The organism is Massilia sp. IC2-278, from assembly GCF_020708045.1.
Classification (GTDB): Bacteria; Pseudomonadota; Gammaproteobacteria; order Burkholderiales; family Burkholderiaceae_D; genus Telluria.
Genome location: NZ_JAJFES010000014.1, coordinates 56,163 through 79,208 on the forward strand (window position 1 = coordinate 56,163; position 23,046 = coordinate 79,208).

The 23,046-nt window shown below is 64.3% G+C and carries 24 protein-coding genes and 1 riboswitch; of the genes, 15 read left to right on the forward strand and 9 right to left on the reverse strand.

Annotated features, from left to right (window positions below; genetic code table 11):
- The first annotated feature begins 9 nt into the window (after window positions 1–9).
- Both LK540_RS20355 and LK540_RS20360 read left to right on the forward strand, forming a co-directional pair.
- Complete coding sequence (locus LK540_RS20355) at window positions 10–345, forward strand: rhodanese-like domain-containing protein (protein ID WP_229439143.1); 336 nt, start codon at window positions 10–12, stop codon at window positions 343–345.
- Between the two features lie 40 nt (window positions 346–385).
- Window positions 386–1,741, forward strand: a complete 1,356-nt coding sequence (locus LK540_RS20360; protein ID WP_229439144.1) for a TolC family outer membrane protein — start codon at window positions 386–388, stop codon at window positions 1,739–1,741.
- Between the two features lie 84 nt (window positions 1,742–1,825).
- Here the strand turns inward: LK540_RS20360 and LK540_RS20365 are convergent, their stop codons facing one another.
- From LK540_RS20365 to LK540_RS20385, 5 genes are all read right to left on the reverse strand, one after another.
- Window positions 1,826–3,094, reverse strand: coding sequence for a hypothetical protein (locus tag LK540_RS20365; protein ID WP_229439145.1), 1,269 nt, complete (start codon window positions 3,092–3,094; stop codon window positions 1,826–1,828).
- A 199-nt stretch (window positions 3,095–3,293) separates the two neighbouring features.
- The gene (ribB, locus tag LK540_RS20370; protein WP_229439146.1) at window positions 3,294–3,938 is read right to left on the reverse strand and encodes a 3,4-dihydroxy-2-butanone-4-phosphate synthase; all 645 of its coding nucleotides are present in this window, start codon (window positions 3,936–3,938) and stop codon (window positions 3,294–3,296) included.
- A gap of 108 nt (window positions 3,939–4,046) precedes the next feature.
- A riboswitch (FMN riboswitch) is annotated at window positions 4,047–4,193 on the reverse strand.
- A 90-nt stretch (window positions 4,194–4,283) separates the two neighbouring features.
- A complete protein-coding gene (gloA, locus tag LK540_RS20375; protein ID WP_229439147.1) occupies window positions 4,284–4,697 on the reverse strand; it encodes a lactoylglutathione lyase in 414 nt (137 codons plus the stop codon).
- Window positions 4,698–5,081: 384 nt separating this feature from the next.
- On the reverse strand, window positions 5,082–5,513 hold the full coding sequence (locus tag LK540_RS20380; protein WP_229439148.1) for an OsmC family protein: 432 nt from the start codon (window positions 5,511–5,513) through the stop codon (window positions 5,082–5,084).
- Window positions 5,514–5,523: 10 nt separating this feature from the next.
- Window positions 5,524–5,835: a hypothetical protein gene (locus tag LK540_RS20385; protein ID WP_229439149.1), complete on the reverse strand. Its 312-nt coding sequence runs from the start codon at window positions 5,833–5,835 to the stop codon at window positions 5,524–5,526.
- Window positions 5,836–5,965: 130 nt separating this feature from the next.
- On the opposite strand from LK540_RS20385, the gene LK540_RS20390 reads away from it, so the two are divergent.
- The 11 genes from LK540_RS20390 to LK540_RS20440 all read left to right on the forward strand — a co-directional run bounded on the left by LK540_RS20390 (window position 5,966) and on the right by LK540_RS20440 (window position 17,725).
- Window positions 5,966–6,925, forward strand: coding sequence for a DUF3667 domain-containing protein (locus LK540_RS20390; protein WP_229439150.1), 960 nt, complete (start codon window positions 5,966–5,968; stop codon window positions 6,923–6,925).
- A gap of 126 nt (window positions 6,926–7,051) precedes the next feature.
- The gene (locus LK540_RS20395) at window positions 7,052–7,963 is read left to right on the forward strand and encodes an NAD kinase (protein ID WP_229439151.1); all 912 of its coding nucleotides are present in this window, start codon (window positions 7,052–7,054) and stop codon (window positions 7,961–7,963) included.
- Between the two features lie 27 nt (window positions 7,964–7,990).
- Window positions 7,991–9,655, forward strand: a complete 1,665-nt coding sequence (gene recN / locus LK540_RS20400; protein ID WP_229439152.1) for a DNA repair protein RecN — start codon at window positions 7,991–7,993, stop codon at window positions 9,653–9,655.
- 12 nt (window positions 9,656–9,667) lie between these two features.
- Window positions 9,668–10,174, forward strand: coding sequence for a hypothetical protein (locus tag LK540_RS20405; RefSeq protein ID WP_229439153.1), 507 nt, complete (start codon window positions 9,668–9,670; stop codon window positions 10,172–10,174).
- Between the two features lie 65 nt (window positions 10,175–10,239).
- The gene (locus LK540_RS20410) at window positions 10,240–10,668 is read left to right on the forward strand and encodes an organic hydroperoxide resistance protein (protein ID WP_229439154.1); all 429 of its coding nucleotides are present in this window, start codon (window positions 10,240–10,242) and stop codon (window positions 10,666–10,668) included.
- Window positions 10,669–10,859: 191 nt separating this feature from the next.
- Complete coding sequence (hemH, locus tag LK540_RS20415) at window positions 10,860–11,963, forward strand: ferrochelatase (RefSeq protein ID WP_229439155.1); 1,104 nt, start codon at window positions 10,860–10,862, stop codon at window positions 11,961–11,963.
- Window positions 11,964–12,428: 465 nt separating this feature from the next.
- On the forward strand, window positions 12,429–12,974 hold the full coding sequence (gene grpE, locus LK540_RS20420; protein WP_229439156.1) for a nucleotide exchange factor GrpE: 546 nt from the start codon (window positions 12,429–12,431) through the stop codon (window positions 12,972–12,974).
- A 104-nt stretch (window positions 12,975–13,078) separates the two neighbouring features.
- Window positions 13,079–15,019 (forward strand): molecular chaperone DnaK, encoded by a 1,941-nt coding sequence (dnaK, locus tag LK540_RS20425; RefSeq protein WP_229439157.1) that lies wholly within the window; start codon window positions 13,079–13,081, stop codon window positions 15,017–15,019.
- 100 nt (window positions 15,020–15,119) lie between these two features.
- Entirely contained in the window at window positions 15,120–16,247 is a 1,128-nt protein-coding gene (gene dnaJ, locus LK540_RS20430; RefSeq protein WP_229439158.1) for a molecular chaperone DnaJ, read from the forward strand.
- Between the two features lie 429 nt (window positions 16,248–16,676).
- Window positions 16,677–17,354 carry a carbonate dehydratase gene (gene can, locus LK540_RS20435; RefSeq protein ID WP_229439159.1) on the forward strand — a complete coding sequence of 226 codons (678 nt, stop codon included), beginning with the start codon at window positions 16,677–16,679 and terminating at the stop codon, window positions 17,352–17,354.
- Window positions 17,351–17,725: a nucleotide pyrophosphohydrolase gene (locus tag LK540_RS20440; RefSeq protein ID WP_229439160.1), complete on the forward strand. Its 375-nt coding sequence runs from the start codon at window positions 17,351–17,353 to the stop codon at window positions 17,723–17,725. Before can ends, LK540_RS20440 begins: the two co-directional genes overlap by 4 nt.
- Before the next feature lie 200 nt (window positions 17,726–17,925).
- Here LK540_RS20440 and LK540_RS20445 read toward each other — a convergent pair whose 3' ends face one another.
- The 4 genes from LK540_RS20445 to LK540_RS20460 are packed head-to-tail and all read right to left on the reverse strand — an operon-like array spanning window position 17,926 to window position 20,689.
- Window positions 17,926–18,231 carry a hypothetical protein gene (locus LK540_RS20445; RefSeq protein WP_229439161.1) on the reverse strand — a complete coding sequence of 102 codons (306 nt, stop codon included), beginning with the start codon at window positions 18,229–18,231 and terminating at the stop codon, window positions 17,926–17,928.
- The gene (gene gabD / locus LK540_RS20450; protein ID WP_229439162.1) at window positions 18,231–19,685 is read right to left on the reverse strand and encodes an NADP-dependent succinate-semialdehyde dehydrogenase; all 1,455 of its coding nucleotides are present in this window, start codon (window positions 19,683–19,685) and stop codon (window positions 18,231–18,233) included. Before gabD ends, LK540_RS20445 begins: the two co-directional genes overlap by 1 nt.
- Window positions 19,686–19,744: 59 nt before the next feature.
- Window positions 19,745–20,146 (reverse strand): hydroxyisourate hydrolase, encoded by a 402-nt coding sequence (gene uraH / locus LK540_RS20455; protein WP_229439163.1) that lies wholly within the window; start codon window positions 20,144–20,146, stop codon window positions 19,745–19,747.
- Between the two features lie 30 nt (window positions 20,147–20,176).
- Entirely contained in the window at window positions 20,177–20,689 is a 513-nt protein-coding gene (locus LK540_RS20460; RefSeq protein ID WP_229439164.1) for a heme-binding protein, read from the reverse strand.
- 147 nt (window positions 20,690–20,836) lie between these two features.
- On the opposite strand from LK540_RS20460, the gene LK540_RS20465 reads away from it, so the two are divergent.
- Both LK540_RS20465 and LK540_RS20470 read left to right on the forward strand, forming a co-directional pair.
- On the forward strand, window positions 20,837–21,529 hold the full coding sequence (locus tag LK540_RS20465; RefSeq protein ID WP_229439165.1) for a heavy metal response regulator transcription factor: 693 nt from the start codon (window positions 20,837–20,839) through the stop codon (window positions 21,527–21,529).
- Window positions 21,526–22,944, forward strand: a complete 1,419-nt coding sequence (locus tag LK540_RS20470; RefSeq protein WP_229439166.1) for a heavy metal sensor histidine kinase — start codon at window positions 21,526–21,528, stop codon at window positions 22,942–22,944. Before LK540_RS20465 ends, LK540_RS20470 begins: the two co-directional genes overlap by 4 nt.
- Window positions 22,945–23,046 lie beyond the last annotated feature (102 nt).

Below are 23,046 nucleotides of genomic sequence, written 5' to 3' on the forward strand. Positions count from 1 at the left end.
GGCGGCGCGATGCAGCACATCACCGCTCCCGAGCTGGCTGAAAAGCTGGCTGCCGGCGTGGCCGCTCCCGAAGGCGAGCGCCCGCTGCTGCTGGACGTGCGCGAGAACTGGGAATTCGAGACCTGCCACATCGCAGGCTCGACCCAGATCCCGATGCACCTGGTGCCGATCCGTGCCGGCGAGCTGCCCGACGACCGGGAAATCGTCTGCATCTGCCACCACGGCGCGCGCAGCATGCAGGTGGCCGCCTTTTTGGAGCGCAACGGCTTCGACAACGTAACGAATTTGACGGGCGGAATACACGCCTGGGCTGTACAGGTCGATCCGGCCATGCCGAAGTATTGACCTGCTTTCCTAACTTTTGATGACTCCGACGGAGACCGCAATGCAGAAACCCCTCATCGCCATGCTGCTGGCCAGCGCGTTCGTGTCGTTCGATGCGAACGCGATCGACCTGATCCAGGTTTACCAGCAGGCCCTGGCCAACGATGCCGCCTACGCCAGCGCGCGCGCTTCGCTCGCCGCCGGCCGCGAACGGGTGACACAGGGGCGTGCGGGGTTGCTGCCGACGATCGCCGCGTCGGGGTCCTACGCCAAGAACGACAACGATTTTTCCCCGTTCAACCAGGGCCAGACGGTGGTCATCGACGGCGTGCCGACCGTGATCACCGGCAGCGGTTCCGACCTGCGCACCAACCAGTATGGCCTGTCGCTGACCCAGCCGCTGTTCCGCTGGGACCGCTGGCAGACCTACGAGCAAAGCAAACTCGCCCAGGCGATTGCCGAAGCCCAGTTTGCCCAGGCCCAGCAAGACCTGATCACGCGCGTGGCGCAAGCCTACTTCGACGTGCTGGCCGCGCAGGACACGCTGGAATCGACCCGCGCCCAGAAAAGCGCCGTGACCGAACAGCTGGCCTCGGCCAAGCGCAACTTCGAGGTCGGCACCCAGACCATCACCGACACCCACGAAGCGCAGGCCGCGTACGACCTGGTAGTGGCGCAGGAGTTTGCCGCCGTCAACGAGCTGGAAAACCGCCGCACCATGCTGCAAGTGATCATCGGCCAGGCGCCGGATGCGCTGGCGCCGCTGCAGGCCGGCGTCACGCTGACCTCGCCGCAACCGGCCGTGGTCGACCCGTGGGTGAGCTCGGCCGAAACCCAGAACTATGGCGTCACCGCTTCGGAACTGGCGCTGGAATCGGCCAAGCGCGACATCTCGCGCAACCGCGCCGGCCACCTGCCGACCCTGGACCTGGTAGCGAATACCGGCCGCACCAACGTCAGCGGCCGCACCCTGAATTCCGGCGACGGCCGCAACAACTCGATCGGCGTGCAGTGGTCGGTGCCGATCTTCAGCGGCTACGCCGTCACCAGCCGCGTGCGCGAATCGATCGCCCTGGAAGACAGGGCCCGCAACGACCTCGAATCCACCCGCCGCAACGCGGCCCTGCAGGCGCGCCAGGCTTTCCTGGGCGTGAACAGCGGCATGGCGCAAGTAAAGGCGCTGGAAGCGGCCGAAGTGTCGAGCCAGTCGGCGCTGGAATCGAACAAGCTGGGTTACCAGGTGGGCGTGCGCATCAACATCGACGTGCTCAATGCCCAGCGCCAGCTGTACTCGACCCGCACCGACCTGGCCCGCGCGCGCTACAACACGATCCTGAACGGCCTGCGCCTGAAGGCGGCGGCCGGTTCGCTGCGCGAGGCGGACCTGGTACCGGTGAACAATCTGCTGCAAAAATAAGTGTTCATATAAAATTTGCATCTTGAGTTCTGGATGCAAATAAAAAACGGCGCCTGCGTGGCGCCGTTTTTGTTCCTGGAACCCTTATTTTCCGCCATCTTTTCTTGGCCGCAGCAGGCCCAGCCCGGTGCTGGTACGCACGGCAATCGCGCCATCGTCGGCCACCGCCTCGGCCTCCAGCAGCACGACGCCCGCCGGCAAATCCTTCACCCGCGTATTCAGGTCGACCAGGCCATAGTCCGGCCCCCAGGCAACGGCGTGCTCGGGACCGGTGTTGCCATTCACCGCCTGGCCGACGATCAGGCCGGAAGCATTGATGGCATTGGCATCGGAAAAGCTGCCGCCGTTCAGCGTGCCCAAGCTGCGCATGCTCGTGCCGTCGTGCACGAAGGCGACCTGGCCGAAATTGCTGTAGACGTAGCCGACGACATGGCCGGCGTCGTTGATCGCATGCGGCACTGCACCGTTGGTATCGGGCAGCACGCCGAGGTCCTGGAGAACGCCGCCGCTGTAGCGGAAGGCGCGCAGCAGGCCATCGACCACGGGGTCGCGCGCGCTGATGGCGATCTGGCCGGACTCGTTGATGTCGATTGCCTGCGAGCTGAAGCCGGGCGGATTCAGGTCCTGCATCGGCGCGCCCGTGCGGGCGTCGTACAGGAAGGCGTGGAGTACGTTTTCGCCCGTGATCGTGGACGTGCCGACTACCTGGCCGGCCGCATTCACGTCGAGCGCCTCCGAGATCTGCCCGCCCAGGGTGCCGAGGTCGCGCATCGACTTGCCGTCGTAATAGAAGGCGTGCCGCGGCGAGCCGGGTACCGTGGACCACCCGGCTACCTTGCCGCAGGTGCTGATCGACACGCCCCAGGACTCGCCGCCCAGCGCGCCGATGTCGTGCAGGGTGCCGTCGTAGAAAAAGGCGTGGGGAATGCCGGACGGCGTTTGCCCCCAGCCGGCCACCTGGCCGCAGCGGTTAACGGCGAAAGCACGCGCGTTCGCCCCGCCGAAGGTGCCGAGGTCGATGTTGGTCTTGCCGTTGTACAGGAAAGCCCGGACGATGCCCGATGCATCCCACGAGCTGCCGGTCACCAGTCCGCCGTTGGCAATGCCTTGCCGGTCGACCACGCCGTACGTGATGCCGGGCAGGCCGATGGGGGTGAAGTCGTAGAGCGGCCCCTGGTTGACCGGTGGCGGAGGCGAGGGTGGCGATGGCTGGACGGGCGGCGTTGGGTGCGGGGTGTGACTGCCGCCGCCACCACCGCCGCAAGCGGTCAGCATGGCGCACAGCGCCAGGGCTGCGCCGGGCATGGCCCGGCCGTTTGAAAGAGAGCGCTGGAACGAACGGAAACCGGACATGGCGTGCCTCCATTGACGAGTTGATACTTCAGTCTAGGTCGGGCCCGGCTGCTGCGTTCGCGTATTGAAGAGTTCGTTTGGCTTCGGTCAAGGTAGCCGTTGACGCCGTGCAATAACAGCTTCCGAATGCTTCCGTAAAGAAAAACGGCGCCGCAGCGCCGTTCGTCATGTATGGCTAATCCCCAAGTTCAAGCCGGGTTCAGGCCTGCTTTTTGCGCCATTCGATCATCTCGGCAATCGTCAGGATCGAAAAGCCGCGTTCCTCGGCGAAGCGCTCGATGGCTTCGCCGCGCATCATGGTGCCGTCCGGGTTCATCAGCTCGCACAGCACGGCCGACGGCTGCAGGCCGGCCATGATGGACAGATCGACCGAGCCTTCGGTATGGCCGGCGCGCGACAGCACGCCGCCCGGGGTGGCACGCAGCGGGAACACGTGGCCTGGGCGGACCAGGTCGTCCGGTTTCGCATCGGCGGCGATGGCGGCGCGGATGGTGGTGACGCGGTCGGCCGCCGAGACGCCGGTGGTCACGCCGTGGCGCGCCTCGATCGACACCGTGAACGGCGTGCCGTAGCGGCTGCCGTTCTCGATGGCCATCGGCGGCAGTTCCAGTTCGCGCACGCGGTCGGCCGACAGGCACAGGCAGACGATGCCGCTGCATTCGCGGATCATCAGGGCCATGGTTTCGACGGTCAGCTTTTCGGCGGCAATGATCAGGTCGGCCTCGTTTTCGCGGTCGAAATCGTCGAGCAGGATGACGGGGATGCCGGCACGGGTGGCGGCCAGCGCCGCGGCGATGCGGCCTTCCAGGTCGGTGCTGTGAAGGGAGTAGGTATTGACTAACATTGTGAGACGCTCCTCGCGTAAAGTTGGCGAAAAACGCATCAGGGCAAGCGAATTGACACGCCTCGCCCGCGCGCCGCAGGGACGAGCAAAGGCAAGGCGCATTGCAGCGCACATCTTCTTTCATCCGGACTATAACCGTCGGCTCTGGAGTCGCACCAGATCTGCTGACCCTGCTCGTTGAAGCAGGCGCTCGCGGGCTTGGCCATGGCTGGCCTTACCGCCGGTGGGGATTTCCACCCCGCCCCGAAGACGTATTATTGCCTGTGGAAACAGGCGCAGGAATTTTAACAGCAAGCATGCAACCCTGCCGGGCAGGGCCGATTCTTGCCGTGGCAGGCGCGTGCCTTAGTTGCTCAGGCCGCCGCCGCCTTCGTTGTCCTTGCGCTGGATGAACTCGATCTTGTAGCCGTCCGGATCGGTAACGAAGGCGATCACGGTCGAGCCGCCCTTGACCGGGCCCGGTTCGCGCGTGATGTTGCCGCCGGCGGCACGCACCGCGTCGCAGGTGGCGTAGATGTCGTCGGCCGAGATGGCGATGTGGCCGTAGGCCGTGCCCATGTCGTAGCTGTCGGTGCCGTAGTTGTAGGTCAGCTCGAGTTCCGCGTGGTCGGGGTTGCTGCCGTAGCCGAGGAAGGCCAGTTTGTACTGGTACTCGGGGTTGTCGCTGGTGCGCAGCAGTTTCATGCCGAGCACGGTGGTGTAGAAATCGATCGAGCGTTGCAGGTCGCCGACGCGGAGCATGGTGTGCAGGATGCGCATGGGGTGGTGTCCTTCTGGGAAACGGAAAGCAGCAATTTTATGCGTTCGGGGCGATCCTTGCCGGAGGCGGGTGTGGCGGGAAGTTGTGATGGCCGTTGTGTGATGCTCCAGCGGCGTCATTCCATCGTTGGCATTAACCGTACGGTGGGCACCCCGTGCCCACGCGGTACGTGCGTTTGCTTACACCTGCGGCCGTGATTATTCGCTCGTACCGTATCCGAAGGGCGCTATACGCAAGTTTGTGGCCGCTGCATACCGTGCGAGCAGTTAGTCACGGCCACGTACTCCAGAGACGCCCGTATCGCGTGGGCACGGGGTGCCCACCGTACGATCAGCGCCGCGGGTGAAAGGCAGCGCCGACCGTCATCCAATTACGAAAACGAATCAGTTTTCCAAGCGCGACGCCAGCGTAATCTCGGCATTGAGCAACTTCGACACCGGGCAGTTTTCCTTGGCAGTGGTAGCCGCCTTGTCGAACGCTTCCTGGCTGGCGCCCGGAATCTTCGCGACCAGGTCCAGGTGCACGGCAGTAATCTTGAAACCGCCTTCGACCTTTTCCATCGACACCGTGGCCGTGGTGCGCAGTTCCTCGGCCGTCAGCCCGGCCTGGCCGAGCTGGCCCGACAGCGCCATCGTGAAACAGCCCGCATGGGCCGCGCCGATCAGTTCTTCCGGGTTGGTGCCGGGGCCATCCTCGAAGCGGGTGTTGAAACCGTACTGCGAATCCTTCAGCACGCCGCTGCCGGTGGACACGGCGCCCTTGCCGTCTTTCAGGCCGCCGCTCCAGACGGCGCTGCCATTGCGTTTGATGGTCATGTGTTCTCCTTTATCGGTTCTTGCCCGGTACGGGCTCGACGGAATCGTGGTCGCGCATCGAGCGATGGCGGTCGGGTTGCGGGTTGGCCTGGCCGGTGGCGTCGGCGTCGGGTTCGACCGCAACGCTGATGCCAGGGGTATTGCGGGCATCGGTATCGACCAGGCCCTGGGCCAGGTCTTCGGCGGCCTGCTTGATGATGCCGCGCGGCTCGGTGTCCTGGCCGTCGGGCGACTCGTCGCGCTCGTGCGGCTCGCGCTTGACGCCATCGTTTTCGATCTTCGCGTCGGTGTTCACGAAGCGGTCTTTGGTTTCGGTAACCATGGGTATTCTCCTGTTGCTGACTCTTGCATGAATCCTAACGCGTCGGGCGAGCGACAGTCGCGCAATTGAATGCGCGTTTTATGATGCTTTTTTGCAATTAACTGGATAACATGAACACTTCGCCATCATCGTGCTCGCCCGTTCCGTGAATTCCGAAGCCCACCTGCACCACAGCGCCACCCATTGCCCGAATTGCGGCACCTCCCTCGGCGGCAATTTCTGCCAGGAGTGTGGCCAGGCCGCCGTCCTGCACGTACCGAGCGCGCGCGAATTCCTGCACGAGTTCGTGGCCCATTACGTGGCGCTGGAAGGCAAGCTGTGGCAATCGGTCAAGCTGCTGCTGTTCAAGCCTGGCCAATTGACGCGCGAATACATCGAAGGCCGCCGCGTGCGCTACGTCGAGCCGCTGCGCCTGTACCTGACCTTCAGCATCATTTTCTTTGCGCTGTTCAAATTCAGCGGCATCAACATCGGCGCCCAGGAAAGGGAGACGGAAGCGCCGCAGCCGAAGGCATCTGCCGTGCAGCAGGCGCCGGCAGGGCAGGACAAGGCCGCACCGCCCACCGCCAGGCCCGCGGACAAGAAAACCAATCAACCCGCCCTGATCGAGATCGAGGACGACGACGAAGACCTGCGCAAGCTGGCGGCCAATGTGTCTCCATCCCTGGGCGCTAAGATCGATCACTTCGGCAAGCTGCCGAACGAGGTCCGCAACGAAGCCCTGAAGCGCGCCTTCTTCAGCTACGCCCCGTATGCCATCTTCCTGCTGATGCCGGTGTTTGCCGCCTTCCTGAAACTGTTGTATCTCGGCTCCGGGCGCCGCTATGGCGAACATGTGCTGTTCGCGCTGCACACGAATGCCTTTGCCTTCCTTTGCCTGAGCCTGCTTATGGTCATCCCGGACTTCATCCCGCTGGTCGGCAAGGCGCTCGGGCTGTGGCTGGTGTTCTATTTACCGACTGCCATGCGCAAGGTGTATGGCGGCAGCCGTACCCTTACCGCGCTGCGCTGGATGGTCCTGATGACGGCGCATATCGTGAGCATCATGCTGGCGGCCGTGTTCGCGGCAGCCATGGGCATGATGGGCTGAACTTGCAGTTACCGCACCCGCCCATCTATACTGTGATTTTGTACAGTATTCGATGCGCGGCGAAGTGGCAGGCGCTGGGATTATCGGTTAATCTCAGCGTGTTCGCCTTCTACTGCCGAGAGACCCATGCCCCCTGAGCAAGAAACAAATCAAGCGCAACAACTCATCGCGCTCGTGGTGCGGCAAAACACGGCCGGCATCGAAGAACCCGTCGAGCGCATCCTCGCCTTCTTGCAGGAGGCCGGCTACCGCGTGGTGTTCGAAGCCGATACCGCGGCCTACCTGGCCATGCCGGCCATCGAGGCGATGGACGTGAACGCCATCGGCGAGCAGGCCGACCTGGTGATCGTGATGGGCGGCGACGGCACCATGCTCGGCATCGCGCGCCAGCTGGCCAAGTACGACGTTGCCCTCATCGGCATCAACCTCGGCCGCCTCGGCTTCATCACCGACATTCCGGTCGAGCGCATGCTGCCGGCGCTCGGCGAAATCCTGCAGGGCAAGGCCACCGCCGAGAAGCGCAGCCTGCTCGAGGGGCGCGTAATGCGCGACGGGCAGATGATGTTTTGCGGCGTGGCCGTGAACGACGTGGTGGTGGCGCGCGGCAGCGGCGCCGGCATGGCCGAGCTGCGCGTGACGGTCGACGGCCAGTTCATGTACAACCAGCGTTCGGACGGGCTGATCGTGTCCACGCCCACCGGTTCCACGGCGTATGCGTTGTCGGCCGGCGGGCCGCTGCTGCACCCCAGCCTGCAAGGCATCGTGCTGGTGCCGATCGCGCCGCACGCGCTGTCGAACCGGCCGATCGCCGTGCCCGACACCAGCGAGATCGTGGTCACCATCGTCAGTGGCCGCGACATCTCCGTGAACTTCGACATGCAGACCTTCGCCAGCCTGCAGCACGGCGACGAAATCGTCATCTCGCGCTCGCCGAACACCATCACCTTCCTGCATCCGGAAGGCTGGAGCTACTACAACACCCTGCGCGAAAAGCTGCACTGGCACGAATACCCGTCCTACGACGGCAAACTCAAGTAAAAGAACCGACAGGAGACCTGTTTCTTCATGCTGCGCACACTGACCATCCGCGACTTCGTCATCGTCGACGCGATCGAACTCGAATTTGCCAACGGCTTTTCGGTCTTCACCGGCGAAACCGGGGCCGGCAAGTCGATCCTGATCGACGCGCTGCAACTGGCGCTCGGCGGGCGCGGCGAAGCGAGCATGGTGCGCGAGGGCGCGGCCAGGGCCGACATCACGGCCGACTTCGCCCTCACCGAGCAGGCCGCAAGCTGGCTCGAGCAGCACGAGTTTTCGAGCGAAGAGGGCGGGGCGCTGCTGCGCCGCGTGATCGACAACGCCGGCCGCTCGAAGGGCTACATCAACGGCATCGCCGCCACCGCCGGCCAGCTGCGCGAGCTGGGCGACATGCTGGTCGACATCCACGGCCAGCACGCGCACCAGAGCCTGCTTAAATCCGATGCCCAGCGTGCCCTGCTCGATAACCAGATTGCCGTGCGCGACCCGGCCGCTGTGCTCGAAGCCCAGGAAGTCGCCAGCGCCTGGCGTGCCTGGCGTGCGCTGTCGCGCCAGCGCGAGGAATACGAAACGAATGCCAAGAACGTGCTGCTCGAACGTGAGCGCCTCGAATGGCAGGTGAGCGAACTCGACAAGCTGTCGCCGAAGCCGGGCGAGTGGACCGAGATCACCAACGAACACAGCCGCCTGTCGCACGCCGCCAGCCTGCTCGACGGCGCGCAAGAGGCGCTGGCCGCGATCTCGGAATCGGACCACCCGATCCTGTCGCAACTGTCCTCGCTAAATACCAAGCTGGGCAAGCTCGTCGACGTCGACGCCGAACTGCAGGCCGTGCTCGACTGCATGGAGCCGGCCCGCATCCAGCTGCAGGAAGCGGTATATGCGCTGAACAATTACATCGACAAGGTCGAACTCGACCCGGCCCGCCTGCGCGAAGTCGACGCCCGCATGGACGCCCTGCACAGCGCCGCCCGCAAGTACCACGTCACGCCGGAAGAACTGCCCGAGGAGCACGCGGCGCTCGCCGCCAAGCTGCGCCAGCTGGCCGACGCCACCGACATCGATGGCCTGAAGCGCCAGGAAGAAAAGGCCGAAAGCGCCTATAGGAAGGTAGCGAACCGATTGTCGGCGCGGCGCGTGACTACCGCGAAAGCCCTGAGCGAACAGGTGACGCTGGCCATGCAGGAACTGAGCATGGGCGGCGGGCGCTTTGCGGTGGCGCTGAACCCGTCGGAACCGGGCGCGCATGGCCTGGAGCAGGTGGAATTCCTGGTGGCCGGCCACGCCGGCGTGGCGCCGCGTCCGCTGGCCAAGGTGGCCTCGGGCGGCGAACTGGCGCGTATCTCGCTGGCCATTTCCGTCATCACCTCGAATGCGACCGTGACGCCGACCCTGATCTTCGACGAGGTCGACAGCGGCATCGGCGGCGGCGTGGCGGAAGTGGTGGGACGCTTGCTCAAGCGCCTCGGCCAGCAGCGGCAGGTGCTGTGCGTGACCCACTTGCCGCAGGTGGCGAGCCAGGCCAACCAGCACTTCCAGGTGGCCAAGGGCACGACCGGGGAAGGGCGCACGGTCTCGCGTATCGAGGTGCTGAACAACCGGGCGCGCGTGGAGGAAGTGGCGCGCATGCTGGGTGGGATCGAGATCACCGAGACGACGCGCAAGCATGCGCGGGAGTTGTTGGCGTCCTGAAAATAGAACGCCATGGAATCCAGCCTGTACGAAGTCGATGGTTCATGTAGAGATATCAATTTCTCCGAGTACATCTCGACAAGCAGCGCCTGTTCCCTTATCGAATTTATCGGCGCCCGGTGGGAGCTCACCAGGGCGCTGGACAGCGAGGGTGAACAAGTTGAACGAGGCGCGCTGGCTGACTATCTTGGTCGGCGGGAGGGAACGCTGCTGACGGTATGGGATGGAACGCCCAGTCCGCGCCACCTCCAGGCATGGTTTCACTGGACCTCGATCGACCAGGTATTTTGTGAGCTGACGTTTTTTCCAGAAGATCTGGAGGCTGGGCGCTTCGACGATTTTCTGGATTTAGTGGCCTCCCTGGTCAAGCTTGTCCAATCCAGGGAATATTATGTGCGCGTCGAAAACGCTTCATGGCGGCATACAGACGGCGGCAGCAAACCCGACGTGATTTTCTCGCATGAGAGTCTGACGCTCCTTGGATTGGATGGTCGGGCAAGCGAAAAGCCGCACAACTGAACCGGGCGCTGCGCCGGTCGTCCATCTGCCACAATCTGCCCTCCCAACCACACACGGAGGATCGCATGAGCATCGACAAAGTCCTGTACCGCGCCAAGGCCACCTCGCAGGGCGGCCGCGAAGGCACCTCGCGCAGCGACAACGGCGTGCTGGACGTGAAGCTGACCACGCCGAAGGAACTGGGCGGCAACGGCGCCACCGGCACCAACCCCGAGCAACTGTTCGCGGCCGGCTACTCGGCCTGCTTCCTCGGCGCGCTGAAATTCGTCGCTGGCCAGGCGAAAGTGAAACTGCCGGAAGACCTGACCGTGACCGGTGAAGTCGGCATCGGCCAGATCCCGACCGGCTTCGGCATCGAGGCCGACCTGACCATCCACGGCCCGGGCATGGAGCAGGGGCAGCTGCAGGAACTGGTGGACAAGGCCCATATCGTCTGCCCGTACTCGAACGCGACGCGCAACAACATCGACGTGCGCCTGCACGTGACGACCTGAGCCTCATCAAGCGGCGCTAGCGCCAGCCCGCCAGCACGACAACGCCCCCCTTCTGCGGTGGCGTTGTCGTTTTCATTGACCGCGCCTATCGGTCCGATCAACTGTTGGGCTATCGCCGCAATCAGGAATATCTTCTCGAAGGCAGGGCGGCACCCACCTATAATGGAGCACCAAGCGTTTCTGTCTCCCTTATGCCCTTTCGAAAAGAACCACCCCACACCCACGGCAGCATTGCCCAAAGCGCCATCGTCCTCGTCAACCTCGGCACGCCGGACGCACCCACCCGGTCCGCGGTCAAGCGCTACCTGAAGCAATTTCTATCGGACCCGCGCGTGGTCGAGATCCCGCGCCTGGTGTGGTCGTTCATCCTCAACTTGATCATCCTGCCGTTCCGCTCGGGCGCCTCGGCCAAGAAGTACGGGATGATCTGGACGAAAGAGGGTTCACCGCTGAAGGTGCACACCCAGAAGCAGGCGCAACTGCTGGAAGCGGCGCTCGAGCAGCGCGGCCACGAAGGCGTGCAGGTGCGCATGGCAATGCGCTACGGCTCGCCTTCGCTGCCGGAAGTGCTGGATCAACTGAAGCTGGATGGCTGCGACCGCATCGCGGTGCTGCCGGCCTATCCGCAGTATTCCGGCACCACGACAGCCTCGATCTGGGATGCGGTGTTCGCGCACTACAAGAACGTGCGCAACATCCCCGAACTGCGCCTGGTGAAGCATTACCACGATCACGACGGCTACATCGACGCCCTGCACGACACCGTGCTGGCCTACTGGGACGCGCACGGCCGCGGCCAGAAGCTGGTGATGAGTTTCCATGGCGTGCCGAAGCGCACGCTGGAACTGGGCGACCCGTATTACTGCGAGTGCCAGAAGACGGCGCGCCTGCTGGCCGCGCGCCTGCGCCTGGCGCCGGACGAGTATGTCATCACTTTCCAGTCGCGCTTCGGCAAGGCCGAGTGGCTGCAGCCCTACACGGCGCCGACCGTGGCCGAGCTGGCGCGCCAGGGCGTCGAGCGTGTCGACGTGATCTGTCCGGGCTTTACCAGCGACTGCCTGGAAACGCTGGAAGAGATCTCGATGGAAGTGAAGCACGACTTCGAGGCGGCCGGCGGCAAGGATTTCCATTACATCCCCTGCCTGAACGAAGCGCCGACCTGGATCGTGGGCATGGCCGAGATCGCCGAGCAGCATTTGATCGGCTGGCCGACCATGATGAGTCCGTCGCAGCGCGAGGCCGAGCGGCGCGATGCGGAAATCGCCCGCGAGCATGCATTGCGTCTCGGCGCGTGATGTGAATGGTGGGTTCCAGAACCCACCCTACCTGGGACGGGTTCTCGAACCCACCGCCCATCGGCCCGGCCACAAACTCCGCAACCGGCCTCGTCCTATCCCAACCTGCTAAAATGGCACGTTTTTGTGGCGTGGTTTACACCCCGGCGTAGCAAATGCACGCCGTTGCAAGGGCGGTGTAGACCACGACGGCGCTGCTGATCAAGTGCAATCTCATGCTGCTCTCCCACGTTGGGTTCTTGTTCTGTTCACGCATCGAACGCGTGTTGAGGAACATGTTAGAACCTTGAACGCGGGAAAGAATCACCTCATCGGTAACTGTTGTAACAAATGTTGTCAGTCATTCTGCTAACAGAGTCGCAATATCCCTTGAAAATGTAGGAGATCGCCCCATATGCGGCGCTGTACGACAAGCAGCACTTGTCCAACCATTCAGCCAAGTCCTTGATTTCAGGAGTTTTTTCGATGCATGACCAAGAAAATCCAGAGGTGAATACCCAGCCGGAGGCCGAGGCCGCACCTGCCGCGGACACCACCGCAGCGAAAGGCGAACCGACCCTCGAAGAGCAACTGAGCGCGACCGAAGCCAAGCTGGCTGAAATGCACGATGCATTCATGCGCGCCAAGGCCGACGGTGAAAACATCCGCCGCCGCGCCCAGGAAGATGTCAGCAAGGCCCACAAGTTCGCCATCGAAAGCTTCGCCGAGGCCATGGTGCCGGTGCGCGACAGCCTGGAAATGGCCCTGAAGGTCGAAACGCAGACCGTCGAAGCCATGCGCGAAGGCGTGGAAATGACGCTCAAGCAGCTGACCGCCGCGTTCGAAAAGAACCGCCTGGTCGAAGTAATGCCGGCCCAGGGCGAGAAGCTCGACCCGAACAAGCACCAGGCCGTGGCCGTGGTGCCGGCCGAGCAGGAAGCGAATACCGTCGTGACGGTTCTGCAGAAGGGTTACATGATTGCCGATCGCCTGCTGCGTCCGGCCATCGTCACTGCAGCACAAGCGAAGTAAGAAGAAAAAGTATTGTGCTGCTTGGCAAGAGGCCTTGAAAGCAGTCAGGTATTTCCCCATATCCGAAGCATTAAAACATTTCAGCATTCAAAGGAAAATAAATCATGGGCAAAATTATCGGTATCGACCTGGGGACCACCAACTCCTGCGTCGCGATCATGGAAAACGGCCAGCCTAAGGTGATCGAGAACGCCGAAGGCGCGCGCACCACGCCGTCGATCATCGCTTACCAGGAAGACGGCGAGATCCTCGTCGGCGCACCTGCCAAGCGCCAGGCCGTCACCAATCCGAAGAACACCCTGTTCGCGGTGAAGCGCCTGATCGGCCGTAAATTCGACGAGAAAGAAGTCCAGAAGGACATCTCGCTGATGCCTTACCAGATCAGCAAGGCCGACAACGGCGATGCATGGGTCGGCGTGCGCGACAAGAAACTGGCTCCGCCGCAAATCTCGGCTGAAGTCCTGCGCAAGATGAAGAAGACCGCCGAAGACTACCTCGGCGAAGAAGTCACCGAAGCCGTCATCACCGTGCCGGCCTACTTCAACGACTCGCAGCGCCAGGCAACCAAGGACGCCGGCCGCATCGCTGGCCTGGACGTCAAGCGCATCATCAACGAGCCGACCGCTGCCGCACTGGCATTCGGCCTGGACAAGACCGACAAGGGCGACCGCAAGATCGCCGTGTATGACCTTGGCGGCGGCACCTTCGACGTGTCGATCATCGAGATCGCGGACGTGGACGGCGAGAAGCAGTTCGAAGTGCTGTCGACCAACGGCGACACCTTCCTGGGCGGCGAAGACTTCGACCAGCGCGTGATCGACTACATCATCGACGAATTCAAGAAGATCAACGGCCTGGATCTGTCGAAAGACCCGATCGCCCTGCAGCGTATCAAGGCTTCGGCCGAGCGCGCGAAGATCGAGCTGTCGTCGTCGGCACAGACCGAAATCAACGAGCCGTACATCGCCATGGCGAACGGCGCGCCGGTCCACCTGAACCTGAAGATCACCCGCGCCAAGCTGGAGTCGCTGGTCGAGGAACTGATCAACAAGACCATCGAGCCATGCCGCATCGCCATCAAGGATGCCGGCGTCAAGGTCTCGGACATCGACGACATCATCCTGGTCGGCGGCATGACCCGTATGCCGAAGGTGCTGGAAAAGGTCAAGGAGTTCTTCGGCAAGGAGCCACGCCGTGACGTGAACCCGGACGAAGCCGTCGCCGTTGGCGCCGCCATCCAAGGTTCGGTCCTGTCGGGCGAGCGCAAGGACCTGCTGCTGCTGGACGTGACCCCGCTGTCGCTGGGTATCGAAACCCTGGGCGGCGTGATGACCAAGATGATCCACAAGAACACCACGATCCCGACCAAGTTCTCGCAGGTGTTCTCGACCGCCGACGACAACCAGCCGGCCGTGACCATCAAGGTCTACCAGGGCGAGCGTGAAATCGCTGCAGGCAACAAGGGCCTGGGCGAGTTCAACCTCGAAGGCATCCCGCCGGCACCACGCGGCACGCCGCAGATCGAAGTTACCTTCGACATCGACGCCAACGGCATCCTGCACGTCGGCGCGAAAGACAAGGCCACCGGCAAGGAAAACAAGATCACCATCAAGGCGAACTCCGGTCTGACCGAAGAGGAAATCCAGAAGATGGTGAAGGACGCCGAGCTGAACGCCGAGGAAGACAAGAAGGTCAAGGAACTGGCCGAGTCGCGCAACCAGGCCGACGCGCTGGTGCACTCGACCCGCAAGTCGCTGACCGAATACGGCGACAAGCTGGAAGCCGGCGAGAAGGAAAAGATCGAAGCGGCGATCACCGACCTGGAAGGTTCGATCAAGTCGGGCGACAAGGCCGACATCGAAGCCAAGACGGCCGCCCTGTCGACCGCTGCCCAGAAACTCGGCGAAAAGATGTACGCCGACATGCAGGCGCAGCAGGCTGGCGGTGCTGAAGGCGGCGCAGGCGCGGCCGGTGGCGCCGACGCATCGGCCAAGGCCGACGACGTGGTCGATGCCGACTTCAAGGAAGTGAAAGACGCGAAGTAATTCCTAACGTGTAACGAACCGAGCCGACGTAGCCCCCGGGTGCGCGGCTCGGTTTTTTTGCTCAAACAGTTTCGATTAGTAGACAACAGCAAGGTGCCAAATGGCAAAGCGTGATTTTTACGAGATCCTTGGGGTCGCAAAGGGTGCTTCGGAAGAAGAGATCAAGAAGTCGTATCGCAAGCTGGCGATGAAGTACCACCCTGACCGCAATCCGGACAACAAGGAAGCGGAAGAGAAGTTCAAGGAGGTCAAGGAAGCCTACGAGATGCTGACCAATCCGGAGAAGCGCGAGGCCTATGACCGTTACGGTCATGCCGGCGTCGACCTGAACATGGGCGGCGGGGGCTTTGGCGGCGGCGCGGGCGGCTTCGGCGATGCCTTCGGCGACATCTTTGGCGACATCTTCGGTGGCGGCCGTGGCGGCCGCGGCGCGGGCCCGCAGGTGTACCGCGGCGCCGACCTGCGCTACAACCTCGAGATCACGCTGGAACAGGCGGCCAACGGCTTCGACACCACCATCCGCGTGCCGAGCTGGGACAAGTGCGACACCTGCCACGGCAGCGGCGCCAAGCCCGGCACCCAGCCGGTCACCTGCACGACCTGCCACGGCCACGGCCAGGTGCGCATGCAGCAGGGCTTCTTCAGCATCCAGCAAACCTGCCCGAAGTGCCACGGCAGCGGCAAGATGATTCCGGAACCTTGCCCATCGTGCTCGGGCGCCGGCCGCATCAAGCGCAACAAGACGCTGGAAGTGAAGATCCCGGCCGGTATCGACAACGGCATGCGCATTCGCTCGACCGGCAACGGCGAGCCGGGCACGAACGGCGGCCCGTCGGGCGACTTGTACGTGGAAATCCACATCAAGCCGCACGCGGTGTTCCAGCGCGAAGGCGACGATTTGCACTGCGAGATGCCGATTTCGTTCTCGAAAGCGGCGCTGGGTGGCGAGATCGAAGTGCCGACCCTGTCGGGCAAAGTGTCGTTCACGGTGCCTGAGGGTACGCAGACTGGTAAAACTTTCCGCTTGAAGGGCAAGGGCATCAAGGGCGTGCGCTCGGGTTACCACGGCGATCTGTTCTGCCACGTGATCGTCGAGACGCCGGTGAAGCTGACCGACAAGCAGAAGGACCTGCTGCGCGAATTCGACCGCCTGACCAACGAAGGCGGCTCGAAGCACAGCCCGCAGAGCAAGGGCTGGATGGACAAGGTGAAGGACTTCTTCGAGTAAGAAGGTCCATAAAAGACCGCCGGGTGCGCGAGCCCTCGGCGGTTTTTTTTGGTCGATATGCGGTGCAGTGCCTATGGCCGGGCAGGTAGATATCGTAAGGTGAGCACCCCGTGCCCACGCGGAACGATGCGCATGGTTAGCCGTGTCTTGACCCGTGCCGCTGGCTGATCGAAACGCGTCCAAATGATCATTCGGAGGCACTGACAAAGGGCCACCGGCGCGCTTTGAAGACTGTCATCACTAAGCACGCTTCCGCGTGGGCACGGAGTGCCCACCCTACAAACCCGTCCGCCAACGCACATTTCGACGCCCGACCCGCACCGCCAACGCACAATTCCCTGCCCCGACCCACTCCGCTTACAATACGGAAAATCTCACCGAACACCACACGGGCAGGCGCCGCGCGCCGCCCGCAGCAAGGAGAACCACATGGCAAAAACCCCCACCGGCCTGACGGCGGAAGACCTGTTCGAACGCAACCGCAAATGGGCGGCCTCGATGGTCGAGCAAGACCCGGGCTTCTTCAAGGACCTGGCCTCGCAGCAAGCCCCTGAATACCTCTGGATCGGCTGCTCCGACAGCCGCGTCCCCGCCAACGAACTGCTGGGCATGGCCCCGGGTGAACTGTTCGTGCACCGTAACATCGCCAACGTCATCTCGCATTCGGACCTGAACGCCCTCACCGTGCTGCAGTTCGCGGTCGACGTGCTGAAGGTGAAGCACATCATCCTGTGCGGCCACTATGGCTGCTCGGGCGTCGGCGCCGCACTGAACAATACCCGCGTCGGCCTGGCCGACAACTGGCTCGGCCACGTGCGCGACGTGCGCGACAAGCACGGCCAGTACCTGGGCAACGTCAGCGGCGTGTCGGCCATCAACCGCCTGGTCGAGCTGAACGTCGCCGAGCAGGTGATCAACGTGGCCCAGACCACCGTCGTGCGCGACGCCTGGGAACGCGGCCAGCCGCTGACCATCCACAGCTGGGTCTACGGCGTGCACGACGGCCTGCTGCGCGACCTCGGCATTACCGTCAGCAGCTACGACCAGATCGCGCCGAAGCTGGAAGTGGTGCTGGACGGCTACCGCGACCGCGGCGAGGAACTGTGAGTTCTTCCACTGAGCCGGGTGACCTCGCCCGGCTGCGCGAGCTCGTGCGCGTGTTTGTCGACGAGCGCGACTGGGACCAGTTCCATACGCCGAAGAATTTGTCCTCGGCGCTGAGCGTGGAAGCGGCCGAGCTGCTGGAACACTTCCAGTGGCTGCAGACAGGGCAGGCCGAGGAACTCGGACCGGACAAGCTGGTGCAGGTGCGCCACGAGATGGCCGACGTGCTGGTCTACCTGGTGCGCCTCGCCGACAAGCTCGACGTCGACCTGATGGCGGCGGTGCAGGAAAAGATGGTGCTGAATCGCGCCAAGTATCCGGCCGATAAAGTACGCGGCGACGCGCGTAAGTACCACGAGTACAAAGACGCGTGACGGGATTTTTCGGCGACGTGCGTTCGCATGGGAGTAGGGTGGGCACCTGTGCCCACGCGGTCGTGCCGATGCGTTCTGGTAAGCATCGCGCAGCGGTTGCGCCATATGCAAAAGGTTACGAGCGACACTTCCAGACACGTGTCCACGTGATGAGCACGTAACCGCGTGGGCAAGGAGTGCCTAGCGCGGCCCGGCCCACCCTACAAAATCACGCCGACATCATCTGTGCCGACGATTACCAGCAGCTCCTTCAACGCAACACCGAATCGCTTGCGTGTTTCAAGGTCCTCGCCGGCAACTGCTTCGACGGCCTTCTGCACGTGCTTTAATACCCAGAACCTGGTCGGATGCCCTTCGATCCCTTCGAGCAATCGCCCACGCAAACGCTCGAACTCCGCCAGCGCCTCACCATCCAGCGCCGGTCGAAACGAGCGCAAGCGCTCCAGCACCCGCGGCACGATGAACAGCGGTGCATCCACCGCATCGCGCAGCGGGTCGCGTGCCATCACATGCCGCCCATGCAGATATACTTCACCACGAGATAATCCTCGATCCCATACGCCGAGCCTTCACGCCCCAGGCCCGACTGCTTGACGCCGCCGAAGGGCGCCACCTCGGTCGAGATCAGCCCGGTGTTCACACCCACCATGCCGCTTTCGATGGCCTCGGCCACGCGCCAGACGCGGCCGATGTCGCGCGAATAGAAATACGAGGCCAGGCCGAATTCGCTGTCGTTGGCCATGGCCACGACTTCCTCTTCGGTCTGGAACCGGAACAGCGGCGCCAGCGGGCCGAAGGTTTCCTCGCGCGCCACCATCATTTCTGGCGTCACATCCGCCAGCACGGTCGGCTGGAAGAAGCTGTGGCCTAGCTCGTGCCGCTTGCCGCCCAACATCAAGCGCGCGCCTTTCGACAGCGCATCGGCAATGTGCTGCTCGACCTTCACCACGGCTTTTTCTTCGATCAGCGGACCCTGGGTCACCCCGTCTTCCACGCCATTGCCCACCTTCAGTTTTTCGACGGCGGCCACCAGCTTGCGCGCGAATTCCTCGTACACGCCGTCCTGCACGTACAGGCGGTTGGCGCAGACGCAGGTCTGGCCGGCGTTCCTGTATTTCGAGGCAATCGCGCCTTCCACGGCGGCGTCGATGTCGGCGTCGTCGAAGACGATGAAGGGTGCGTTCCCGCCCAGTTCCAGCGAGATTTTCTTCACGGTCGGCGCGCATTGTTCCATCAGCAGGCGGCCGACGGCCGTCGAGCCGGTGAAGCTGAGCTTGCGCACGGTCGGGTTGCCCGTCATTTCGCCGCCGATGGCTTTCGAGTCGCCGGTAACGACGCTGAACACGCCCTTCGGCACGCCGGCGCGTTCGGCCAGCACCGCCAGCGCCAGCGCCGAGTAGGGCGTCAGCTCGGCCGGTTTCAGGACGATGGGGCAGCCGGCGGCCAGTGCCGGGGCCACCTTGCGGGTGATCATCGCCGCCGGGAAGTTCCATGGCGTGATCGCCGCGCAGACGCCGATCGGCTCCTTGGTTACCACGATGCGGCGGTCGGGCCAGGGCGATTGTAGGGTGTCGCCATTCACGCGCTTGGCTTCCTCGCCGAACCACTCGAAGAAGGAGGCGGCGTAGGCGACTTCGCCCTTCGATTCGCTGAGCGGCTTGCCCTGCTCGGCCGTCATCAGGAGCGCCAGGTCGGCGGCGTTTTCCAGCATCAGATCGTTCCACTTGCGCAGGATCAGGCTGCGTTCCCGCGCCGTCTTCTTGCGCCAGGCCGGCCAGGCGGCGTTGGCGGCCTCGATGGCGCGCCGGGTTTCCCGGGCGCCCATGTGCGGCACCGTGCCCAGCTTGTCGCCGGTGGCGGGATTGATGACGTCGACGGTGGCGCCCTCAAGAGCGTCGCACCATTCGCCGTCGATATAGGCCTGCTGGCGCAGCAGGCCGGGGTCGTTCAGGTTCAGCATGGGAGTCCTCGATAGTCGTTCGATGACCCCAATACTAGACTTTTTTGCACGTTTCCGTGTCAGTTGCCTCGATACGTCGAGTAGCCGAAGGGGCTCAGCAGCAGCGGGATGTGGTAGTGCTGGTCCGTTTTGTCGACATTGAATTCGACCGGAATGCGCGGGAAGAAGGTGGACTGGCCCTGGCGCGCGTAGTGCTCGCCGGTGGCGAACACGATGCGGTATTCGCCGGCCGCGAAGGGCTTGTCTTCCGGGTAGAGGGCGGCGATGCGGCCCTTGGCGTCGGTGACGTTGGCGGCCAGCGTGCGCCAGTTGTCGCCGGCGCGCGCTTCCAGCGTCACCTTGATGCCGGCGGTCGGCTGGCCGCTTTGCAGGTCGAGCACGTGGACGCTGAGCGGGTTGGCGGCGGCCAGCGTGGCGGCCGAGAACAGGGCGCCGGCGAGGAGGAGCTGTTTGAAGGTCATGGGAATTCCTTTTGGTATGGATGGGAGGGATCAGTCGAAGGGGCGGTCGAGTTCGGGCACGGCGGCCATTGCGGCGCGCGCGCAGGCGTCGTCGTTGACGGCGCCGCCACCGCCGGCCACGCCGATGGCGCCCACCGTCTGGCTCTGGGCCCGCAGGGGCAGGCCGCCGCCGAGCAGCAGTAGTTCGGGCAGGGTGGCGAGGTTGCGCGCGTCCGGGTCGGCACCGGCCTTGCGCGCCAGGTCGAGCGTGCTGCTGCGCGTGGACAGGGCGGTGTAGGCCTTGCGCCGCGCGGCCTCGATGTTGTGGGGGCCGACCGTGTCGGCGCGTTGCAGCGCCACCAGGTTGCCGCCACGGTCGAGCACGGCTACCACGATGTCGCGTCCCTGGCGCCGGCAGGCCTCGATGGCGCCGGTGGCCAGGCGGTTGGCCGCGGCCAGCGTCAGGTCGGGCTGCTGGCGCAGCTGTGCGGAGGCGGGCGGGGCGGTGACTGTAAGCAGGGTAGTGAACAAGGCGGTGAACAAGGCGGCAGGCGGTCTGGTCATGGCATCTTCGGGCAAGTGGGCAAGCAGGTGAGCGAGCCGCCACCTTAGCGCGCGCCGCCCAACGGCAAGCTGACTGCCAGATGACAGTTTCGTCATCTTCGGCAGCGCCGGATCGGCATAGAATGGCGCTTTTGCGCGCACCCAGCCATGACCATCCTGGTAATTGAAGACGAGCCGAAGACCGGCGATTACCTGCAGCGCGGCCTGGCCGAATCCGGCTTCGGCGTGCGCCTGGCGCGCAACGGCCGCGACGGCCTGCACATCGCGCGCGAAGAAGAGATCGAGCTGGTCGTGCTCGACGTGATGCTGCCGCGCATGGATGGCTGGGAGGTGCTGGCCGCCCTGCGCGCCTACCCGGCCACGGCGCAGATGCCGGTGCTGTTCCTGACGGCGCGCGACGAAGTCCAGGACCGCGTGCGCGGCCTCGAGCTGGGCGCCGACGATTACCTGGTGAAACCTTTCGCCTTTGTCGAACTGGTGGCGCGCATCCGCACCCTGCTGCGGCGCGGCCCGGTGCGCGAAGAAGCGCAGATTTGCATCGGCGACATGGAAATCGACGTGCTCATGCGCCGGGTGCGGCGGGGCGGCACGCCCATCGTCCTGACGGCCCAGGAGTTCGCTCTGCTGCACCTGCTGGCGCGGCGCCAGGGCCAGGTATTGTCGCGCGCGCTGATCGCATCCCAGGTCTGGGACATGAATTTCGACAGCGACACGAACGTCATCGACGCCGCCGTGCGCCGCCTGCGCCGCAAGATCGACGATCCATTCCCGGATAAATTGATCCACACGCGGCGCGGCATGGGCTATGTGTGCGAAGCCGTCCCGGCAGCGGCGGCATGATGGCTTCTGCGATGGACAACTGGCGCCAGTCGCTGGCGCTGCGCGTGAGCGCCATGTTCACGCTGGTGGTGGCGCTGGCCGCTGCCGGCCTGGGCACCTACCTGTACCGCGCCTTTGTGCATGAAATCGAGCGGCGCGACGATATCCAGCTGCTCGGCAAGCTGCGCCAGGTGCAGATGCTGCTTGGCCGTCCCGGCGCGGCCGAGCTGCTGCGCGCCCAGCCGGATTATTTCCGCGACACGATGAGCGGCCAGGAAAATTCGCTGGTGCGCATCCTGGCGCCCGACGGCACGCCGCTGGCCGACATCAACGCCCTGCACGAAACTTATCCGCTGCCGCCCGTGGCCGGCGCGGCGCCCGGACGCGATGCGATCCGCAGCTGGACCGCGAGCAATGGCGCACCCGGCAGGGTGGTGGCCGGCAGCGCACGCCTGGACAATCGCCAGGTGAACATTGTCGTTGCCCGCGCCTATGCCGAGCGCAGCGCCATGTTCGCCGGCTACCGGCGCCAGATCGCCGGCGCGGCCCTGGTCAGCGCGCTGGCTGCCGCATTGCTGGCCGCCCTGTTGCTGCGGCGCGGGTTGCGGCCCTTGCGCAGCGTGGCCGAGCATGCCGCGCTGGTGCGGCCCGGCACCCTGGCCGGGCGCCTGGCGGTCGAGGGCGCGCCGTCCGAATTGCTGCCGCTGATTCATGCCCTGAACGACATGCTGGCCCGCCTGCAGGAAGCGTATGCGCGCCTGTCCGGTTTCTCCGCCGACCTGGCGCACGAATTCCGCACGCCGGTGGCGAACCTGCTCGGGCAAAGCCAGGTGATGCTGGCGCAGCCGCGCAGCACCGGCGAGTACGAGGACTTGATCGCGTCGAACATCGAGGAGCTGGAAAGGCTGGCGCGCATGATCGAGAGCATGCTGTTCCTGGCGCGCGCCGGGCAGGAAGAGGTGGTGCTGGTGCGCCAGCCGCTGGCGGCGCTGGGTGAACTGGACAAGGTGGCCGGTTTCTTCGAAGGCATGGCCGAAGAGCGCGGCCTGGTGTTCGCCTGCTCCGGCGACGCCGCCCTCACCGTGGAGGCCGATGCCGCGCTGTTGCGGCGAGCCCTGGCCAACCTGATGTCGAATGCGGTACGCCATGCCGACGCGGGCAGCACGATTGCCCTGGCTGCCAGCCGGCGCGGGGCCTGTGTCGAACTGAGCGTCAGCAACCACGGCGCGCCGGTCGCATCCTCGCACCTGGCGCACTTGTTCGAGCGCTTTTACCGCGCCGACCCGGCCCGCAGCGAGGCCGAGGGATCGACTGGCCTCGGGCTGGCTATCGTCGGCGCCATCATGGACCTGCACGGCGGCCAGGCAAGCGTCCACGCGGACGGCGGCCGCATCACCTTCACGCTCGTGTTTTCAGCTGAATCAGCAGCTGTCTGAGTAGCCCCCTGAGTCCGCCGCGAGCCCATGCAGGGCCGCGTATATTGGTGTCAGATTTTTCGACAAACGCCGATGCCGGCCCCGATTACCCATGAAAAAAGA

What these genes read in the sequence shown, in the direction of transcription:
- LK540_RS20355 (WP_229439143.1), top strand. Translation starts at nt 10, where the DNA reads ATGCAGCACATCACCGCTCCCGAGCTGGCTGAAAAGCTGGCTGCCGGC.
- LK540_RS20360 (WP_229439144.1), top strand. Translation starts at nt 386, where the DNA reads ATGCAGAAACCCCTCATCGCCATGCTGCTGGCCAGCGCGTTCGTGTCG.
- LK540_RS20365 (WP_229439145.1), bottom strand. Translation starts at nt 3,094, where the DNA reads ATGTCCGGTTTCCGTTCGTTCCAGCGCTCTCTTTCAAACGGCCGGGCC.
- ribB (WP_229439146.1), bottom strand. Translation starts at nt 3,938, where the DNA reads ATGTTAGTCAATACCTACTCCCTTCACAGCACCGACCTGGAAGGCCGC.
- gloA (WP_229439147.1), bottom strand. Translation starts at nt 4,697, where the DNA reads ATGCGCATCCTGCACACCATGCTCCGCGTCGGCGACCTGCAACGCTCG.
- LK540_RS20380 (WP_229439148.1), bottom strand. Translation starts at nt 5,513, where the DNA reads ATGACCATCAAACGCAATGGCAGCGCCGTCTGGAGCGGCGGCCTGAAA.
- LK540_RS20385 (WP_229439149.1), bottom strand. Translation starts at nt 5,835, where the DNA reads ATGGTTACCGAAACCAAAGACCGCTTCGTGAACACCGACGCGAAGATC.
- LK540_RS20395 (WP_229439151.1), top strand. Translation starts at nt 7,052, where the DNA reads ATGCCCCCTGAGCAAGAAACAAATCAAGCGCAACAACTCATCGCGCTC.
- recN (WP_229439152.1), top strand. Translation starts at nt 7,991, where the DNA reads ATGCTGCGCACACTGACCATCCGCGACTTCGTCATCGTCGACGCGATC.
- LK540_RS20405 (WP_229439153.1), top strand. Translation starts at nt 9,668, where the DNA reads ATGGAATCCAGCCTGTACGAAGTCGATGGTTCATGTAGAGATATCAAT.
- LK540_RS20410 (WP_229439154.1), top strand. Translation starts at nt 10,240, where the DNA reads ATGAGCATCGACAAAGTCCTGTACCGCGCCAAGGCCACCTCGCAGGGC.
- hemH (WP_229439155.1), top strand. Translation starts at nt 10,860, where the DNA reads ATGCCCTTTCGAAAAGAACCACCCCACACCCACGGCAGCATTGCCCAA.
- grpE (WP_229439156.1), top strand. Translation starts at nt 12,429, where the DNA reads ATGCATGACCAAGAAAATCCAGAGGTGAATACCCAGCCGGAGGCCGAG.
- dnaK (WP_229439157.1), top strand. Translation starts at nt 13,079, where the DNA reads ATGGGCAAAATTATCGGTATCGACCTGGGGACCACCAACTCCTGCGTC.
- dnaJ (WP_229439158.1), top strand. Translation starts at nt 15,120, where the DNA reads ATGGCAAAGCGTGATTTTTACGAGATCCTTGGGGTCGCAAAGGGTGCT.
- can (WP_229439159.1), top strand. Translation starts at nt 16,677, where the DNA reads ATGGCAAAAACCCCCACCGGCCTGACGGCGGAAGACCTGTTCGAACGC.
- LK540_RS20445 (WP_229439161.1), bottom strand. Translation starts at nt 18,231, where the DNA reads ATGGCACGCGACCCGCTGCGCGATGCGGTGGATGCACCGCTGTTCATC.
- gabD (WP_229439162.1), bottom strand. Translation starts at nt 19,685, where the DNA reads ATGCTGAACCTGAACGACCCCGGCCTGCTGCGCCAGCAGGCCTATATC.
- uraH (WP_229439163.1), bottom strand. Translation starts at nt 20,146, where the DNA reads ATGACCTTCAAACAGCTCCTCCTCGCCGGCGCCCTGTTCTCGGCCGCC.
- LK540_RS20460 (WP_229439164.1), bottom strand. Translation starts at nt 20,689, where the DNA reads ATGACCAGACCGCCTGCCGCCTTGTTCACCGCCTTGTTCACTACCCTG.
- LK540_RS20465 (WP_229439165.1), top strand. Translation starts at nt 20,837, where the DNA reads ATGACCATCCTGGTAATTGAAGACGAGCCGAAGACCGGCGATTACCTG.
- LK540_RS20470 (WP_229439166.1), top strand. Translation starts at nt 21,526, where the DNA reads ATGATGGCTTCTGCGATGGACAACTGGCGCCAGTCGCTGGCGCTGCGC.